Below are 18383 nucleotides of genomic sequence, written 5' to 3'. Positions count from 1 at the left end.
GCCCGTCAGCGAGGCCGTCAGCGCCTTGGCGGTTATGCTGCCGCCGGCGGTCTGGCGGGTGATGGTGTAGTTGTAGCCGTTGGCGCCATCGTTGACGGTCACGGCGCCGACGCTCAGCGTGCGGGTGCCGGCATTGCGGCTGTCGAAGCTTTGCGCCGCGCCGCTCACCGTGTCGCCGTTCACCAGGCCGGTGACGATCGGCGTCGCGGCCGATGCGGTGGATCCGTCGTACACCCGGCTGTCGGTCACGGCCGCGAGCACGAGGGTGCGGGGGTCGACCGTCAGCGTCGCCGCGCCGAAGGCGAAGCCATAGCCCTGCGGCGCGGAGAGGCTGCCCTGCGTCGCATGGAGCTGATAGGTGCCGGCATAGGCGGTCGCGGCCAATCCGCCATAGCTTGGATCGACGCCGGGCGCGCCCGACAGCACGTCCTGGGTGAAGACGTTGCCATAGGCGCTCGCGTCGATCAGCCCGGTCGCGGCGTAAGGGACGCCCGCGGCGGTCAGCGTGTCGCCATAGGTCTTGTGCGTGCCGGCGGGCGTGACGGTGATCGTCGGCGTGACCGCGAAGACATAGCGGTTGCCCGCTTCGGTGACGGTGGCACCGGCCGCGCGCCCGAGCAGCGCCGCGTTGCCGCTGGCGAGGCCGCCGAACTGATCGCCCGACGGCGCCTGCGAATAGATCAGCCAGCGGCCGCTGCCGGTGGTGGCGATCGCCGACGCACCGGCCTGGTTGGTGAAATTGGTGCCGGCGCGCAGCGCGAGCGTACCGGCGCTCGTCAGCCGCGCCCCGCTGGCGAGCGTGATCGCGCCCGGGCTCGACACGGTCGCATCGGCGCCGAAACCGTCGTTGCCCGCCAGCGTAACCGCGCCGCCGCCCGTCAGCGCGAAGGCGCCCGTGCTCGCGAACCCCGTGATGGTGACCGCCGCGCCGTCGGTCAGTGTCGCCGCGGCGGCCGTGCCAGTGAGCGTGCCAACTGCGTTCGCCGCGTTGGTCAGCGTGTAGCTGCCACCCGACAGCGACAGCGTCGGCGCGGTGAGTGCGCCCGTCTGCGTCACGGTGCCGGCGGCCGTGATGGCGAGCGTGCCACTGGTCGCGAGCGCGGCGAGCGTCGTCGCGGTGGCGGCGTTGGCGACCGCGATCGTGCCGGTGTTGCCGCCGAGCGTCTGGAAGTTATTGGCGGCATTGGTGAGCGTGTAGCTGCCGCCGGTGCCGTTCAGCGTCAGCGCGCCGGCGGTGAGCGCCGCGGTCTGGGTCGCCGCGCCCGTGGTGCTGAGCGCGAGGCTGCCGCCATTGGTGCCCACGCCCGCGTTGAGCGCGATGCCGCCGGCGCCCGCGTTCAGCACGAGGTTCAGCGCATTGCTGGTCGAGCCGATCGTCTGGTTCACGACGATGGCGTTGGCCGCATCCAGCCGGAGCGTCGCGGCGCCGCCCGCGGTTTTGGCGATCGCGGCGTTGACGGTGATGTTGCCGGCTTCGCCGCCCTGATTCGCGGCCCCGGTGGTGATCTGGACGTTGGTGCCGGCGTTCAGGAAGCCGGTAATCTGCGAGACGTCGACCTTGGAGGCGGTAGCAGTGGGCGTCCAGGTCTGGCCGAAAGCGGTGGTTGCGAAGGCACCGCTTGAGCTGGCATTCGACAAGGCCAGTTCGAACCCCAGATGCGACGGTACGGAACTGTCGCCGATGTTGGCGCTGGTGGCCGTGATGGTATAATTGCCGGTTTGCGTCAGGGTGACGAGCTTGCTCTGCCAAGGCACGGTCGCGCTGGATCCAGCGGTCGACATGGACTGGGAATAGAGCGTTTGCGTCGTGTTGTCGGGCAGCTTTAGCGTGACGATCCCGTTGTCGTTGAAGCTGCCATAATTGGCGCTCTCCGCACCCAGGAACAGGGCATAGAGCGTGAAGGTCTGCCCTGCCGTTGCCGTGAAGCTTTGCTTGACGCCATTACCCTGGCTGACCGTACCGCCGCCCGCGAGCAGGAAATAATTGTCACCCGCGATCTGCGACTTGTACGTCACGTTCGACGAGGAATTCGCGCTGGTGACGACCGCGGCGGTGCCGCCCGCGATGATCTGCGTCCATCCGCTCGTGTCGCCGGTCGCGAAACCCGGATTGAGGATGGTCGGTGAATTGGTTCCCGCCGCCACGATCTCCACATTATACGGATCGAACAGCCACAGCCCCGCCGCGCCGAACGGTGCCGCGGCCGACCCGCGCACGCCGGCGGTGTCGAGATCATGGCCCGACGTCTCGATCCGGCCGCCATTGCCCCCGCCGACGCCACCGCGTGCGAGGATCGTGCCGTAAGCCAGCGTCTGCGATGCCGCGTTCGTGACGTCGGACCACACGGTGACCGTGCCGCCGTCGCCGTTCGAGAGCGCGCTGGCGTCCAGCGTCGCGCTTGCCGCCAGCCCCGCGCGTACCGCGCTCGCATGGCCGCCGACGCTCGCACCCTGCCAGCCGCCGCCCACCGCGATCGTACCGCCGCCCGCATAGCCGCTGGCATCGAGCGTCGCACCAGCGCCCGCCACCACGGTGTCGCCGAACACGCCGACCGAGCCGCCGGTCTGCCCCGCGCCCTTGCCGCTCGCATCCAGCGTGCCGGCCGCATAGACGAGCCCCGCGTCGCCGCCGTCGAGCACGATCGTGCCGCCCTGCCGGCTCACCGCGGTGGCGTCGATCAGCCCCGTGGTGTTGACGACGCCGCTAACGACGCCCGCCGCCGCGCGCGCGGTCATCAGCACCTGGCCGCCCCTGGCCGACAGCGTGCCCGCATTGTCGACCAGCGCGCCGCCGGTGGCGACGACGCTCAGCGGCGCGGTGACCGCGAAGGACAGCAATTTGTCGCCGACCACGTCGAGCACCATCGTCTTGCCCGCGCCCAGCGCCACGGTGCCGAGCCGCGCCTGGACGAGCCCGGCATTGGCGACATGGTTGCCCGCCAGCACCGCATAGCCGCCATCGGCCGCGACGATCGCGCCGAGGTTGGTCACGCCCGCCGCCGATCCGTCGCCGGTGAGCGTGTAGTTGCCGCCCAGGAAATCGGCGTTGCTCATCGCGTGCGTGGACGCCAGGAAGCCCGCCGCGTTCACCTGCCCGCCCGCGCCGATCAGCACGCCGTTGGGGTTCAGCAGCCACACCTGCCCGTTGGCGACGAGCGAACCGTCGATCCGCGTCTGGCCCGAACCCGTGATGCGGTTGAGCGCGATCGACCCCGCGCCGGGCTGGCGGAACGCCACGCTGGTGCCGTTGTCGACCGAGAAGGCGCGCCAGTCGATCACCGCCTTGTCGGTCGTCTGGGTGACGACGACGTTCGTCGTGCCCACGCCCGCCACGCTCGCGGCCCCCGCGCTCACCTGCGGGCCGGCGATCGATTGCGCCGCGGCCGGCGTCGTCGCCAGCAGGTGGATCAGCGCGAAGCTAGTGCAGGCGCGAAAGCTGGTGCGCGCCATGACGGAGAACGCGCGGGCGGGCGTGTCGAGGATCATCGCGTGGCTATCCCGGGGACGAACGCGACCACGCCGATGCATGTCGCCGCTTTCGCGATCGCTCGATCGGAAAGGCGCCCGAACGGTGCCCTACATGATCGCAAGACATGGGGCAAACACAACGACATGGCGGCTCAGGCTGGCTCGGCGGCCAGCGCCACCGGAGCCGCGGCGGGCGCCGTGTTCGCCTTGCGCAGCCGGTCGCACAATTCGTGGATGATGCCGCGCGCGACGCGGATGTCGTCGCCGATCAGCCGTTCCAGATTGTCGCTCGACATGCGCAGCAACAGGCTGTCCTCGATCGCGGTGACCGAGGCCGAGCGCGGCTCGGGATCGAGCGCCGCCATCTCACCCACGACCTGGCGCTCGCCGATCTCGGCGAGCTGCTTGTCGCCGATATGCACCCGCAGCCGGCCGCTCGCGACGATATAGAGCGCGTCGCCGAAATCGCCTTGCGCGAACACCGTCTGCCCGGCCTTCACCGGCACTTCGCGCACCGATTGCGCGGCCTGCGTCAGCGAACTCTCGCGCACATGCGAGAAGATGCCGACGCTGCGCAGGATGAGTACCTTTTCGATCGTCAACAACATGGTCCGTCCTTCCCCTACCCGGGTCTTGCCCCCCGCGATCCATTCCGCCGTTTCGCGCAGCACCGCGTCCTCGACCATCCGTGCGGCCGAGACCGCCTCTTCGGCCGCCTCCGATCCGATCAGCGCCAGCGCATAAAGCGCGCTGGCCGGTGCCCAGGCGCCGAGCCGCGCCTCCGACGTCTCGGCGACGCCGCCCACGCCCGCGAGGCCGCCCGACGTGCTGCGCTTGCCGAGCGAGAGGTTGCGCCCCTCGAGCGTTTCCGGCTCGAGGAACGGCAGCACCGCGGGCTTCACGTCCATGTCGAGCGAATTGTCGAGCATCTCGAGCACATAGCTGCGCTGCGTCGCGCCGCCCGAGACGAAGCGGAGCCGCGCCTCGTGCATGTCGACCTTGTCGACCAGCAGCCCGAGCAGGTGGAAGATCGCCTCCTGCGTATTGTCGATCTCGTCCGAGAGCGCGCGCGCGACCAGCGCCTGGCCCTCGTCGTCATGCGCGCAATCGGCCCAGGCGGCGAGCATCCAGGCCGCGGTGTCCACCTCGGCATGGAGCTGCGCCTTGACGCGCGGCCGCTCGGCGGGCGTCGCCTTGTGCCCGATCCGCCAGAGGGCGGCGAGGGCGGCATGGCGCAGCACGCGCTCGCCTTCCTCGATCAGCGTCATCAGCCAGGTCGCCGCGGCCGGCGTGCCGATCACCCCCGCCGCGGCGATCGCGGCGCGGCGCGTCGCGCGCACCGTCGCCGGATCGGCATAGAGCGCGGCCAGCGGCTCGAGCATGTCGTCGCCGATCATCCCGATCGCCGCGATCGCCGGCTGCGTCAGCCGCGCGGATTTCAGGCTGTCGAGGATCGCGGGCCAGAGCTGCGGCGCGTGGATCGCCCCCGCCGCCGCCAGCGCCGCGGCGCGCACCTCCTCGTTCGGATCGTCGAGCAGCCGCAGCAGCGGGCGATAGAAGAGGTGCGAGCCGACCCGCTGCATCACGTCGGCGGCGAGCTGGCGCCGATTGGCATCGGTGCTCTGGATATCCGCGATCAGGCGATTGCCCGCGGCGATCACGCCCTCGATGCCGCCGTGGCGGATCAGCCCCTGATAGGCGCCGACCTGCTCGGCCTCGGTCTCCGCATCGAGATAGGGCAGCACATGCTCGACCGCGTCCTCGCCCGCGCTGCCCGCGATCGCCGCGATCAGCGCGCCGCGCACCGAAGGCAGCCGCTCCTGTGCGAGCCGCCCGGACACGAGCGCGAGGCCGCCGGCGTCCTGCCGCGCCTCGAACCACTGCGCCGCCTCGATCCGCACCGCGGGTTCGGCATGCGCGAGCAGCGGCGCGACGTCCGCCACCGCCAGCCCCTCGGGCCGGCCGCCCAGCACGTGGAGCGCATAGAGCACCTCGCCGACGTGCCGGCTGGCCAGTCCCTGGCGGATCGCAACGAGCGCATCGCCAGACAGCGCGGCATCGGGATCGAAATCGAACTGCCGCCCCGCCACCGCGCGGCGTAGCACGTCGGTATAGCCTTTTGACACCACGAACACGGTGCCGAGCCACGCCGCGAGGATCGCCGCCATCACCGCGCTGACGCCGATCGCGCTGAAGCCCAGCACATGGATCATGAACGACAGCAACAGGCCCGCGACGCCGCCCGTCACCGGCTCGATCATCGATTCCAGCGCGGCCTGCAGCTTCATCCGCTTGGCGGCGGGCAGCGGCTGATAGAGCGTGATCGTCGTCGTCTTGTCGAGCGTGTAGCGGAACGACTGGTCGATCACCTTGTTGGTTACCAGCACGAAGAACAGCGCAGTGGCGACGCCGAACATCTGCCCGGTCACCACCGCGACGATCGCGCCGACGAACAGCAAGGCGGGCAATGTGATGAGGCCGCCGCGCACGCCGAAGCGCCGCACCAGCGGCCCCGCCACGAACAGGCTGACCGCCAGGCTGATGCTGCCCATCACCGCCGAATAGACGCCGAGGAAACTCGCGATCGCCTCTTCGTTGTGATAGCGCTCGTCGACCGCGATGTAGAAGGTTTCGTCGTTGAAGAAGAAGATCAGCTGCGACGCGACGATCATCCCGATCATCACCAGGATATAGCTTTCCTTCCACCACGCCTTGGCAGCGGGCTCGCCCTCGGCCGGGGCATGCTCCTCCTCGCCGCCCGCCGCATCGGCCGGCGGCGCGTAGTTGGCGGTGATGTAGAGCACGAGGAAGAAGCCGATGATCGCGCCCGCCGCCGACAGCAGGAACAGGTCGGGCGTGGTCAGGAAGCGCATCAGCAGCGACGTGCCGAGGCCGCAGACGATCACCGCGACCGGCTCGCCCGCCACGATGAAGCCGAACAGGCGCTTGCCCTGGCGCAGCGTCATGAGCTGGTTGGCAAGGCCCCACAGCAACAGGCTGGAGAGCACGAATTCGATCTCGAACCACACCATCGTCGCGCCCGCGACCAGCGGCACCTGCAGATACAGGCCGATGCGGAAGAGGACGAGCACCGAGGCGTTGACGCACAAGGTCGTCAGGATGAGCGTGCGCAGCTTCAGCCGATGCTCGCCCATCAGGTAGATCCAGCCGCCGATCGGCACGCAGATCGCCTGCGCGATATAGGCATAGGGCACCGCCTTGGCGCCGTACGCGGCGATGAACAGGCTGTAGGACGCGTTCTGGGTGAAGACGCGCGGCACGCCGGCGATGAAGAACGAGAAGAAGAACAGCAGGATGGTGAGCTTGATCTCGGGCGTCATCCGCGCCGCCCAGCCCGCGCTCGGCGCGGGCAATGTCTGGGTTTCGGCCATGCTCATGCGATCGTCTCCCCCCGGAGTTCCTGTGCGGCGCCGTCCCCGCGCAGCAGCCCATGGCCCATCCCGGTCACCGCATCGAGGATGGCGCGGACGCCCTCCGGCTGCGTGCGCGGATTGAGCATCGTCAATTTCAGATAGCTGCGCCCGTCCACCTTGGTGCCCGCCAGCAGCACGCGGCCCTGATGGAGCAGCCGGCGGCGGATCTCGCGATTGGCGTGATCGAGCGCGTCCGCATCCGCGCCGGCGGGCGCGAAGCGGAAGACGAGCGCGTTGATCGTGGGCGCGGCGACGAGTTCGAGCGCGTCGTCGCCCTCGATCATCGTCGCGACCTCGGCGGCGAGCGCGATCGTGGTGTCGATCATCGCCGCCAGATGCCGGCGGCCCAGCGCCTGCATCGTCAGGAACGGCTTCAACCCGTCGAAGCGCCGCGTCGTCTGGATCGACTTGCCGACCAGATCGAGCACGCCCGCCTCTACATTCTCTTCCGGATTGAGATAATCCGCATGGAGGTGGATCGCGTCGAAATCGCCGCGCCGCCGCACCAGGAAGGTGGCGCAACTGATCGGCTGATAGAAGAGTTTGTGGAAATCCACGGTGACCGAATCGGCGCGGCCGATCCCGTCGAGCAGATGCCGGTGCCGATCGCTCAGCAACAGCCCGCCGCCGAACGCCGCATCGACGTGCAGCCACAACGTCTCGTCCGCGCAGATGTCGGCGATCGCCGCGATCGGATCGATGCTGCCGAAATCGGTCGTACCCGCGGTCGCGACCACCAGGAACGGGAGCAGGCCGTCGGCGCGCAGCGCCGCGATGGTGGCGGCCAGCGCCGCCGGATCCATCCGCTTGCGCGCGTCGGTCGGCACCGTCACCACCGCGCGTTCGCCGAGCCCCAGAATCGCGGCGGACTGCTGCACCGAGAAATGCGCGACGTCCGAACACAGGATGCGCAGCCGCTGCGCATCGGCGGGCATGCCCTCGCGGCGGATGCGCCAGCCCTGCGCCTGGCCGAACAGGTTGCGCGCGAGCAGCAGCGCCATGAAGTTCGATTGCGTGCCGCCGCTGGTGAAGATGCCGTCGGCTTCGTCGCCCATGCCGGCGAGCGCGGCAAGCCATTCGATCACATGCTGTTCGAGATAGGTGGCGGCGGGCGCCTGGTCCCAACTGTCCATCGACTGGTTGGTGGCGCCGATCATCAGCTCGGCGGCGATGCCGGGGATCAGCGGCGGGCAGTGGAGATGGCCGAGGCAATCGGGATCGCTCACCACCACCGACTGGCTGAGCACCAGATCGGCGACGCGCGCGATCGCCGCCTCGATCCCGATCCCCTCGTCGGGACACACCTCGATCGCGGCGATCGCGGCGGCGATGTCCTGCGGCGTCGCGCCCGAAAAGCAGCGTCCGGTGCCGGCATGGCTGTCGATCAGCGCCTCGGTGCTGGCAGTGACGGCAGCACGGAAGGCAGCGGTGCCCGCGGGCGCGCGCGTCAGGAAATCGGCGTCGAAGCGATCAGACGGCAACGGGGCGGCTCCGCTCGGCGGCGGCGGCGCGGACCGCGTCGGCGAAGATGTCGCAGATCGCATCGATGTCGGCGCGAGTGACGATCAGCGGCGGCAGGAAGCGAACCACCGCGCCGAAGCGCCCGCCCAGTTCGATGATGAGGCCGCGCTTGAGGCAATGCTGCTGAATCGCCGCCGCCGTCCGGCCGTCCTGCGGCGGATGGCCGAGCGCGTCGGGCCGGCCGTCAGGATCGACCACCTCGGCGCCGATCATCAGGCCCCGACCGCGCACGTCGCCGATCAGGCCGGTCTCGGCCTGGATGGCGCGCAGCCGCTCCACCAGATACGCGCCCACCGCCTCGGCATGTTCGGGCAGCCGTTCGCGGCGGATCACCTCGAGCGTGGCGAGCCCGGCCGCCATCGCCATCTGGTTGCCGCGGAACGTGCCGGCATGCGCGCCCGGGCCCCACAGATCGAGGCTCTCGTCATAGATCACCACCGACATCGGCAGGCCGCCGCCGATCGCCTTGGACAGCACGAGCACGTCGGGGATCGCGCCCGAATGTTCGAACGCATAGAGGCGCCCAGTGCGGCCCCAGCCGCTCTGCACCTCGTCGACGATCATCGGCAGCGCGTGTTCCCGGGTCAGCGCGCGCAGGTCGGTCATCCAGCGGTTGTCGGCGGGGATCACGCCGCCCTCGCCCTGAACCGCCTCGAGGATGATGCCCGCCGGGATCACGCCCGATTCCGGATCCTCCAGCAGCGTGCGGATCAGATGCGTGTTCGCGCGCAGCCCCGCCTCGCCGCCGATGCCGAAGGGGCAGCGATATTGGTCGGGATAGGGCAGGAACTGCGAATCGTTGCTGACGCCGGGCAGGTTCGTCTTGGGCGACAGATTGCCCGACAGGCCGAGCGTGCCTACCGTCATCCCGTGATAAGCGCCGCGGAACGTCAGCATGGTCGAACGCTTCGTCGCGGTGCGCACCAGCTTCACCGCGGCCTCGTTCGCGTCCGCGCCGGTGGGGCCGCAGAACTGGATCTTCGCACGCTTGGCGAATTCGGGCGGCAGCGTGTCGAACAGCGCGGCGGTATAGGCGTCCTTCACCGGCGTCGTCAGGTCGAGCGTCTGGAACGGCATGCCGCTGTCGAGCTGACGGCGCACCGCCTCGATCACATGCGGGTGGTTATGGCCGATCGGGAAGGTGCCGGCACCGGCGAGGCAGTCGTAATACACGCGGCCGTCGGTGTCGGTCAGCGTGATGCCCGACGCCTTGGCCACCGCCAGCCGGAACTTGCGCGCATAGGTGCGCGCGGAGGATTCGCGTTCGTCCTGGTTGGCGAGATAATAGCTGTTGCCGCGCGCCTCCTCGACACGCTCCTGTGCGAGCACCATAACGCCGACATTCCCCCATCGGCCGATCCCCTTCGGCCGCGCCGCGCACGTAGACCAATCTCACGATATTGGGAAGATTGAGTCGCCGCGCCGCAGAGCGTTCGTGCTTTTTTGGTACAAATATCGTCGCACCGCGGCACGCGGCGACACGTGCGACCGGTCTCCGCCGTTCCGGTGCTGGCATGCGCGGCCGAAACGGCTAGAGCGGCGCCATGTCCGCCCTGCACGCCTATCGTGAGGATCTCGACCGTCTCGCCGCGATCGACCGGCTGCGCGCGCTGACGCCGCGGGCCGGGGCCGATTTCGCGTCCAACGACTATCTCGCGCTCGCCGGTGCCCCGCGGATGCGCGACGCGGTGGCCGCGGCGCTGGCCCGCGGCGTGTCGGTCGGCTCGGGCGGATCGCGGCTGCTGCGCGGCAACGATCCCGAGCACGAGGCGCTGGAAGACGAGGCGGCGCGCGCGTTCGGCGCACAGGCGGCGCTGTTCGTGTCGAGCGGCTATGCCGCCAATCTCGCGATCTTCGCCAGCCTGCCCGCCCGCGGCGATCTCGTCGTCTACGATGCGCTGATCCATGCGAGCGCGCATGACGGGATGCGGCTCGGCCGCGCCGAACGCGTCGCCGCCGCGCACAACGATGTCGACGCCTTTGCCGATACGATCGCCGCGTGGCGCCGCGGGGGACATACGGGCCGGCCCTGGATCGCGGTCGAAAGCCTCTACAGCATGGACGGCGACCGGGCGCCGCTCGCCGACCTGGCCGCGCTCGCCGCGCGTGAGGGGGCGATGCTGATCGTGGACGAGGCGCATGCGACGGGCGTGTTCGGCACCGGCGGGTGCGGCCTGGCCGACGGGCTTCACGGTCGCGACGACGTCGTGACGCTGCACACCTTGGGCAAGGCGCTGGGCTGCGAGGGCGCGCTGGTCTGCTTGCCGCGCGTGCTACGCGACATCCTCGTCAACCGCGCGCGGTCCTTCGTCTTTTCCACCGCGCCCTCGCCGCTGATGGCCGCCGCCGCGCGCGAGGCGCTGCGCTGCCTTGCCGACGAACCCGAGCGGCGGACGGCGCTGTGGCAGCGCGTCGCGCATGCCGAAACCGCGCTGGCGCGGGTGGGCGTGGCGGCCACGGGATCGCAGATCCTGCCGCTGGTGATCGGCGACGACGCCGCGACGATGCGGATGGCGTCGGCGATCCGCGCGGCGGGGTTCGACGTGCGCGGCATCCGGCCGCCGACCGTGCCGCCCGGCACCGCGCGGCTGCGGCTGTCGATCACGCTGAACGTCACGCCCGCGCAGATCGACGCGCTGGCCGATGCAATGAAAGATTCGGGGGCACTGGCCGCATGACCGCCACGCTGATCGTCACCGGCACCGATACCGAGATCGGCAAGACGGTCTTCGCCGCCGCGCTCGCCGGGGCACTCGGCGCGACCTATTGGAAGCCGGTGCAGGCCGGCACCGATGACGGCACCGATCGCGCGCGCGTGGCCGCGCTCGCCGGGCCCCGGCTGCGCGCCACGCTGCCCGAGGCGTACCGGCTCGCCACGCCCTGTTCGCCGCACCGCGCCGCCGCGATCGACGGCGTGACGATCGATCCCGCACGGCTCGCCCTGCCGGTAGTCGAGGGGCCGCTGGTGGTGGAGGGCGCGGGCGGCGTGCTCGTGCCGCTGGCGGACGATCTGCTCTTCGCCGATCTGTTCGCGCGCTGGGCGGCGCCGGTCATACTCGTCGCGCGCACCGCGCTCGGCACGATCAACCACAGCCTGTTGTCGATCGCGGCGCTGCGCGCGCGCGGCGTGCCCATCCTGGGCGTCGCGTTCGTCGGCGAGGCGCAGGAGGACAGCGAGGCGACGATCGCGCGGATCGGCGGCGTGCGGCGGCTCGGGCGGCTGCCGCGCGTCGATCCGCTCGATGCCGAAACGCTCGCCGCCGCCTTCGCCGCGCATTTCGACCTCGGGGATTTTGCATGACCTCGCCGATCTGGCACCCGTTCACGCAACATGGCCTGGGCGAGCCGATCCCGCTGGTGACGCATGCCGAGGGCGCGGTGCTGCACACCGCGGACGGGCGGCGGATCGTCGATGCGATTTCGTCCTGGTGGGTGACGACGCACGGCCATCGCCACCCGCGGATCATGGCGGCGATCGCGGATCAGGCGCAGGCGCTCGATCAGATCATCTTCGCCGGCTGGACCCACGAACCCGCCGAGACGGTCGCACGCGGGCTGCTCGCCATCCTGCCGCCCGCGCTCACCCGCGTGTTCTTTTCCGATTCCGGATCGACCAGCGTCGAGGTCGCGCTGAAGATGGCGCTCGGCTATTGGCTCAACCGCGGCGCGCCGCGCCACCGCATCCTGGTGATGGAGCATGGCTATCACGGCGACACGATCGGCACGATGTCGGTCGGCGCGCGCGGCGCGTTCAACCGCGCCTATGCGCCGCTGCTGTTCGACGTGGGCACCATCCCCTTTCCCGAGCCTGGGCGCGAGCAGGACACGCTCGACGCGCTAGAACGCGCCTGTGCCGACGAGGCGGCGGCGCTGATCGTCGAGCCGCTGATCCTGGGTGCCGGCGGCATGAAGATCTATCCCGCATGGGTATTGGCCGAGATGCGGCGAATCTGCGCGCAGGCGGGCGTGCTCTTCATCGCCGACGAGGTGATGACCGGCTGGGGCCGCACCGGCACGCTCACGGCGTGCGAGCAGGCGGAGGTGGTGCCCGACATCCTGTGCCTGTCCAAGGGGCTGACCGGGGGCGCGGTGCCGCTTGCGGTCACGCTGGCGAGCGAGGACATCTATGCCGCGCACCTGTCGAGCGATCGCGCGCGGATGTTCTTCCACTCCTCCAGCTACACCGCCAACCCGATCGCCTGCGCGGCGGCGGCGGCAAATCTGGCGATCTGGCGCGACGAGCCGGTGCGCGCGCGCGTGGCGGATCTGGCGGCGCGACAGGCGACGCGGCTGGCGGCGCTCGCCGACCGGCCGGGTGTGCACGGCACCCGGCAGCTCGGCACGATCACCGCCCTGGAGCTGGGCCGCGACGCGGGCGGCTATCTCTCCGATCTCGGGCCGCGGCTGATGGCGCATTTCCGGGACCACGACATCCTGCTGCGGCCGCTCGGCAACACCGTCTATGTCATGCCGCCCTATGCGATCGGCGACGACGATCTGGACGCGGTCTATGCCGCGATCGGCGAGGCGCCGGGCGCCGGCTTGGCGCGGTAGAGGCGCACGCCGAAGATCGGCCCCGCGGTCGATCCGTCATGCGGCACGAAGCGGACGCGCACGCGGCTCTTGCCGTTGGTGAGCGCCACGGGAAGCGGATATTCGACGTCGAAGAACTGGCCCGGCCGATCCTCGTCCAGATGCTGCGTGGCGATCTTCACGTCGTCGACCAGAATGTCGAAATCGCGCGCGCGCTCGCCGCCCCAATAGGTCGCCTGCAGCAGCAGCGGCCCCGGCTTCACCGCCATGCCGAATTCGAGATAGCCGCCCGAGCGCACGTCGCGCCCCTGCCGCCCGCGATAGGTGAGCGGATAGGATTGCTCGCTGGCCAGCGCATGGTCGCGCTCGGGCTGCATTTCGCCGAGGAACATCACGTCGACCGAGCGCGCCGCGACATCCTGCCGCCGCGCCTGATCCGCGGCGAACGCCGCCTGTTCCGATTGCCAGCCGCTTTCGGAAAAGGTCTTGAAATATACCGCGCTGCGCCGCCGATACTGGCGGTAGAAGGGCACGAACGGCAGGTCCGCCGGCCGCACCACGCCGCGCGTCGCATAGAGACCGCGCGCCGCATCGGTCGCCGAAAACGCGCCCAGCAGGTCGCTGCCGACCAGCGCGGGATCGGCGCCGGTCCACTTGGCCCCGGTATCGCCCAGATCGGCGGCGAGCACCATCGGCCCGCGCAGCACCGCCACCGTCTGCGGCGCGCCCGGCGTCGGCTCGATCCGCAAGTCGAGCGGCAGCGTGATGGCGATCCGGTCACCCGTGCGCCAGTTGCGCTCCACCACCGCATAGCCCCGCTCGTACACCGGCGTCACCGCCGTGCCGTTGACGCTGACCGCGGCGCGCCCGTGCGCCCAGCCGGGCACGCGCAACGCCACCGGGAAGCGCCCACCGCGCAGCCGGGTGAAACGCAGCGTCGAGACGGGCTCGAACGGATAGGCGGTCTCGAGCGCCATCGATGCGCCGCGCGCCGCCCATTCGGCCTCGGCCGGGATGTAGAGATTGACGTAGAGCGCGCCGCGATCGCCTTCCCAGAAGATCGATTCGCCATGCTTGGCATGGCTTTCCATGCCCGACCCGACGCAGCACCAGAAGGCGTCGTCGTCCCTGGTCGAATAGTCGCGGTTCGCGCCCGTCATCAGCGGCGTCATATAGGTGAAGCCGCCGGTCGCGGGGTCCTGCGCGGCCATGACGTGGTTGAGATGCGCGCGCTCGTAATAGTCGAACAGCGCGCCGTCGGGCTGCCACGACCAGAGATGCCGCGTGAGCTTCAGCATGTTGTAGGTGTTGCAATGCTCGCAGGTCTGTTCGGTGATATGGTCGGCGATCGTGTCGGGCGCGGCGAAATATTCGCGGTCCGCATTGCCGCCGACGACATAGCTGTGATGCGCGGTCACCGCGTCCCAGAAGGTGCGCGCCGCCGCCGCTGGTGCGGCATCGCCGGTCAGCTCGTGCAGCCGCGCGAGACCGATCAGCTTGGGCACCTGCGTGTTCGCGTGGAGATTGGCCAGCCGGTCCTCGCCGCGCGCCAGCGGATCCAGCACGCGGTCGTCATGGATCAGCCGCGCCATCCGCAGCCAGCGCGCGTTGCGGGTGCGCGCATACAGCTCCGCATAGCTTTCGTTCAGCCCGCCATATTCGCAGGCCAGCACCTGCTGCACCTGTTCGGGCGTCAGCGCGGCGAACACGCGCTCGAAATAGCCGGCGAGCCCCGTCGTTACCGCCAGCGCCTGCGTGTTGCCCCAGGCCCCGTTCACGTCGAGCAGCCCCGCGAACAGCTTGTGCACGGTGTAGAGCGGCGACCATGCGCCGTTCAGGTCGAACCCGCCCGAGCGGATGTCGCCCTTCATGATTTCGGGAAAGATCTCCTCGCCATCGACGATCGTCCCGTCCTTCCGCTTGCGGCCGAGCGCGCCGACATAGCCGGTGCCGCGCCTGGCCTGCGCCTCCGCCAGTTGGGCCACGACATAATCGGCGCGGCGGCGCATCTCGGCATCGCCGGTCTGCTGCCAGGTGAGCACCAGCGCGGAGAGATAATGGCCGAGCGTATGGCCCGCGATCGTATCGCTTTCCCAGCCGCCGTAGATCGCCGCCTTGGGCGCCAGGCCGGCATAGCGGCGGAAATTGTGCAGCAGCCGATCGGGATCGAGCCGCAGCAGATAGGTACGGTTGACCGCCACCGCGGTGGCATAGTCCGAGGGGCGGAGCCGCACCGCGGTCAGCGGCAGCGGCTTCGCAGCCCCCGCCAGCAGCGTGGTGGCGGCGCGGCCCGTACCGGTGTGTGCGACCAGCGCGATGGCGGCGGCGCCGATCAGGAGCTCGCGACGGCTGGATTCGACGAACGACATGAGGCCCCTCCCGGAATATCGTATACCAATTAAGGGCATGGCTCCGCAGCGTCAATCGGCGGACCGTCATGCATGGCGCTCGGCCACCCCAGCCGTTAGGCGGGGCCGATGACCAGCGAATCGCCCGGCATCGCCATGCATCGCCACGAATTCGTGGCCTTCGTCGCCGCGTTGATGGCGGTGAATGCCTTGGGCGTCGACATGATGCTGCCCGCGCTCGCGGATATCGGCCGCCGGCTGGCGGTCACCGCGGCCAATCACCGGCAATGGATCGTCACCGCCTATATGCTGGGCTTCGGGGTCGGCCAGCTCGTCTATGGGCCGCTCACCGACCGGTTCGGCCGCAAGCCCATCCTCGTCATCACGCTGATCGGCTTCGTGGCGGCGAGCATCTTCGCCGCGAGTTCGCAGACGTTCGCGGCGCTGCTCGGCGCGCGCGTGCTGCAGGGACTGATGTCCGCCAGCACGCGCGTGCTGGCGGTCGCGATCGTGCGCGACGGGTTTTCCGGGCGCCAGATGGCGCGCACGCTGTCGGTGGCGCAGATGATCTTCTTCCTGGTGCCGATCGTGGCGCCGACGCTGGGCCAGGGGCTGTTGCTGTTCGGGCCGTGGCGGATCATCTTCTATGCGCTCGCGGGCTTTGCGTCGTTCGTGCTCGCCTGGACGCTCGTCCGCCTGCCCGAGACGCTGCCGCGTGCCCGGCGGCGCGCGCTGTCGTTCGTGATGCTCGAATCCGCCTATCGGCTGACGCTGACGAACCGCTATTCGGTCGGCTATGCGGTCGCCGCCTCGCTGACGTTCGGCGCGATCATCGCCTTCGTCTCGTCGGCGCAGCAGATCTTCGTCGACGAATTTCACGCCGGCGACCGGTTCACGCTGCTGTTCGCGCTCTGCGCCTTCTTCATGGGCTGCGCGGCGTTCGCCAACAGCCGGCTGGTGGAGCGGCTCGGCACGCGGCTGATCTCGCAATCCGCGGTCTTCGCGCTGATCGGCCTGTCGCTGCTCCACCTCGCGGTGATCGGCACCGGCCGTGAATCGCTCGTCACCTATATCGCGTTCCAGGCGCTCAGCATGACGTGCATCGGCCTGTGCGGATCCAATTTCGGCGCAATGGCGATGGAGCCGGTGGGGCATATCGCCGGCACCGCCTCCTCGCTCCAGGGCTTCATCACCAGCGTCGGCGCGGTGATCGTCGGATCGGCGATCGGCCAATCCTACAACGGCACCACGCTGCCGCTGGCGATCGGCTATCTCGCCATCGGCCTGATCGTGCTGGCCCTGGTCTATGCGATCGAGGGCGGCGCGTTGTTCCGCCCGCGAATGGCGGACGAATAGCGCGCCGGTTCGGGGTTCAGGGAATCAGGCGATCGGCCCGCAGCCGTTCGAACAGGGCCAAGAACGCATCGTCGGTCGGCTGATAGGCGCCGAAGCCCAGCCGCCGGCTCTTGGACATATCGGTCACCACCTCGATCGGCCGGCCGAGATCGGCATCGGTATGCCAGGGCGACGCGAGGCGGGCGAGCTCCGCCTCCGCCAAGCCGTGGCGCGCGGCGATCTCGCGCCAGACACCCGCATCGTCCGCCATCTGCGCTTCCAGCGGCCGCACGGTGCCGTCGAACGGCGCCGCCGCGATCCCGAACCACTGGGCGATGCGGCCCCACATCCAGCTCCAGCGGAAGACGTCACCGTTCACCACGTTGAACGCCTCGTCCGCGGCGGCGGGCGTGGTCGCCGCCCACAGCATGTGACGGGCGAGCTGCCGCGCATCGGTCATGTCGGTCAGCCCGTTCCACTGCGCCGCGGAGCCGGGAAAGGTGAAGGGGCGCCCCGTCTCGCGGCACAGCGTGGCATAGACGGCGAGCGTGGTGCCCATGTTCATCGCATTGCCGACTGCCTTGCCGATCACGGTATGCGGCCGGTGGACGCTCCAGGTAAAGCCGTCGCGCGCCGCGGCGGCGAACACCTCGTCCTCCTGCGCATAATAGAAATTCTCGACGTCCAGCCGGCCCTGCTCCTCGCGGAACGGGGTCTGCGGAAGCGTGCCTTTCCCGTAAGCCTCGAACGGCCCGAGATAATGTTTCAGGCCGGTCACCAGCGCGACGTGACGCGGACCCCGGGGCCTGGGCAAGCCGTCGAGCAGGTGGCGCACCATCGCCGCATTAACGCGGATATTCTCCGCCTCGCTGTCCTGGCGCAGCCATGTGGTGATGAACACCGCGTCGGGATGAAGCTCCGCGAGCGCCGCCGCGGTGCCCGCCGCATCCTGGAGATCGGCCGCGACCGGCGTCACGCCCGCCTGCGCGACGGGGCGCCGGGCGAGGCCGTGGACCGTCCATCCCTGCTCCGCCAGCAGCGCCGCCGTCGCGCCGCCGACGATCCCGCTTGCGCCCACCACCAATGCCGTACCGGCCATGTTCCTGCTCCATCGTCGTTCGTGTCCGAGCTAGGCACGGCCATCGCGCGCTTCCAGACGGCACCTTTTGGGGTCATAGGCACCAAAAGGAGACCATGGATGACGCCCGGAACGCCCGAGGAGGAATGGCGCGAGGATTGCGCGCCCCGGCGCGTGCTCGAACTGTTCGCGACCAAATGGACGAGCATGATCCTGCACACGCTCCACGCCCGCCATGCGGGTGCGGCGCGAACCGGCGTACTCCACCGCAGCCTGCCCGGCATTTCGAAGAAGATGCTCACCCAGACGCTGCGCAACCTCGAAAGCACCGGGCTCGTCTCGCGCCATGTGCAGGGCAGCGTGCCGCCCGCGGTGGACTATCGGCTGACGCCGCTCGGGCGGCGGTTCGTCGAGCCGGTCGAATTGCTCTATGGCTGGGGCCGAGACAATGCCGACGCGCTGGACGCGCTTGCCGCCCGCCCCGGCTCGCGGCGCGCCTAACCGCTTGGCGATGCGAAAAACATTGCGACGACGGGCGGCAGCGATGCCACGTTTCGCCTGCCGGTGCGTTAGGGCAGCAAACCATCCGTTCCCCAACGCGAGTCTTGCAGCCCATCCGGGTTGAAGCACGCAATATTCCGCTCCCCGTCTTTCTGAGGACGACGC

11 protein-coding genes are annotated in these 18383 nt (G+C 69.8%); 5 read left to right on the top strand and 6 right to left on the bottom strand.

Translation table 11 applies throughout. From position 1 onward, the window contains the following. The 4 genes from OXQ95_RS16930 to OXQ95_RS16915 form a co-directional block, all read right to left on the bottom strand. Positions 1 to 3486, bottom strand: a 3486-nt coding sequence (locus OXQ95_RS16930; protein ID WP_267382685.1) for a filamentous hemagglutinin N-terminal domain-containing protein, incomplete at its 3' end; no start/stop codon positions are given. Between the two features lie 134 nt (positions 3487 to 3620). Beyond that, the gene (locus OXQ95_RS16925) at positions 3621 to 6866 is read right to left on the bottom strand and encodes an Npt1/Npt2 family nucleotide transporter (RefSeq protein WP_267382683.1); all 3246 of its coding nucleotides are present in this window, start codon (positions 6864 to 6866) and stop codon (positions 3621 to 3623) included. Then, on the bottom strand, positions 6863 to 8383 hold the full coding sequence (locus OXQ95_RS16920; RefSeq protein ID WP_267382680.1) for an aspartate aminotransferase family protein: 1521 nt from the start codon (positions 8381 to 8383) through the stop codon (positions 6863 to 6865). The genes OXQ95_RS16925 and OXQ95_RS16920 overlap by 4 nt, the downstream gene beginning before the upstream one ends. Next, positions 8373 to 9755, bottom strand: coding sequence for a diaminobutyrate--2-oxoglutarate transaminase (locus tag OXQ95_RS16915; RefSeq protein ID WP_267382678.1), 1383 nt, complete (start codon positions 9753 to 9755; stop codon positions 8373 to 8375). The genes OXQ95_RS16920 and OXQ95_RS16915 overlap by 11 nt, the downstream gene beginning before the upstream one ends. A 212-nt stretch (positions 9756 to 9967) precedes the next feature. Here OXQ95_RS16915 and OXQ95_RS16910 point away from each other — a divergent pair, with 212 nt between their 5' ends. The 3 genes from OXQ95_RS16910 to OXQ95_RS16900 are packed head-to-tail and all read left to right on the top strand — an operon-like array spanning position 9968 to position 12977. Then, positions 9968 to 11101, top strand: coding sequence for an 8-amino-7-oxononanoate synthase (locus OXQ95_RS16910; RefSeq protein WP_267382676.1), 1134 nt, complete (start codon positions 9968 to 9970; stop codon positions 11099 to 11101). After that, entirely contained in the window at positions 11098 to 11724 is a 627-nt protein-coding gene (bioD, locus tag OXQ95_RS16905; RefSeq protein ID WP_267382674.1) for a dethiobiotin synthase, read from the top strand. Before OXQ95_RS16910 ends, bioD begins: the two co-directional genes overlap by 4 nt. Continuing rightward, positions 11721 to 12977, top strand: coding sequence for an adenosylmethionine--8-amino-7-oxononanoate transaminase (locus OXQ95_RS16900; RefSeq protein ID WP_267382672.1), 1257 nt, complete (start codon positions 11721 to 11723; stop codon positions 12975 to 12977). The genes bioD and OXQ95_RS16900 overlap by 4 nt, the downstream gene beginning before the upstream one ends. Here the strand turns inward: OXQ95_RS16900 and OXQ95_RS16895 are convergent. Next, positions 12932 to 15325 (bottom strand): glycoside hydrolase family 127 protein, encoded by a 2394-nt coding sequence (locus tag OXQ95_RS16895; RefSeq protein ID WP_267382669.1) that lies wholly within the window; start codon positions 15323 to 15325, stop codon positions 12932 to 12934. The two genes, OXQ95_RS16900 and OXQ95_RS16895, sit on opposite strands and share 46 nt — an antisense overlap. A gap of 135 nt (positions 15326 to 15460) precedes the next feature. Here OXQ95_RS16895 and OXQ95_RS16890 point away from each other — a divergent pair, with 135 nt between their 5' ends. Next, positions 15461 to 16660 (top strand): multidrug effflux MFS transporter, encoded by a 1200-nt coding sequence (locus OXQ95_RS16890; RefSeq protein ID WP_242098475.1) that lies wholly within the window; start codon positions 15461 to 15463, stop codon positions 16658 to 16660. 16 nt (positions 16661 to 16676) lie between these two features. Here the strand turns inward: OXQ95_RS16890 and OXQ95_RS16885 are convergent, their stop codons facing one another. Further along, a complete protein-coding gene (locus OXQ95_RS16885; RefSeq protein ID WP_267382667.1) occupies positions 16677 to 17738 on the bottom strand; it encodes an SDR family oxidoreductase in 1062 nt (353 codons plus the stop codon). A 99-nt stretch (positions 17739 to 17837) separates the two neighbouring features. Here OXQ95_RS16885 and OXQ95_RS16880 point away from each other — a divergent pair, with 99 nt between their 5' ends. Further along, entirely contained in the window at positions 17838 to 18218 is a 381-nt protein-coding gene (locus OXQ95_RS16880) for a helix-turn-helix domain-containing protein (protein WP_242098442.1), read from the top strand. The last annotated feature ends 165 nt before the right edge of the window (positions 18219 to 18383 follow it).

It is taken from the genome of Sphingomonas sp. GC_Shp_6 (genome assembly GCF_026540835.1).
In the GTDB taxonomy this organism is placed as follows: domain Bacteria; phylum Pseudomonadota; class Alphaproteobacteria; order Sphingomonadales; family Sphingomonadaceae; genus Sphingomonas.
This window is presented reverse-complemented; position numbering and strand designations above follow the sequence as displayed.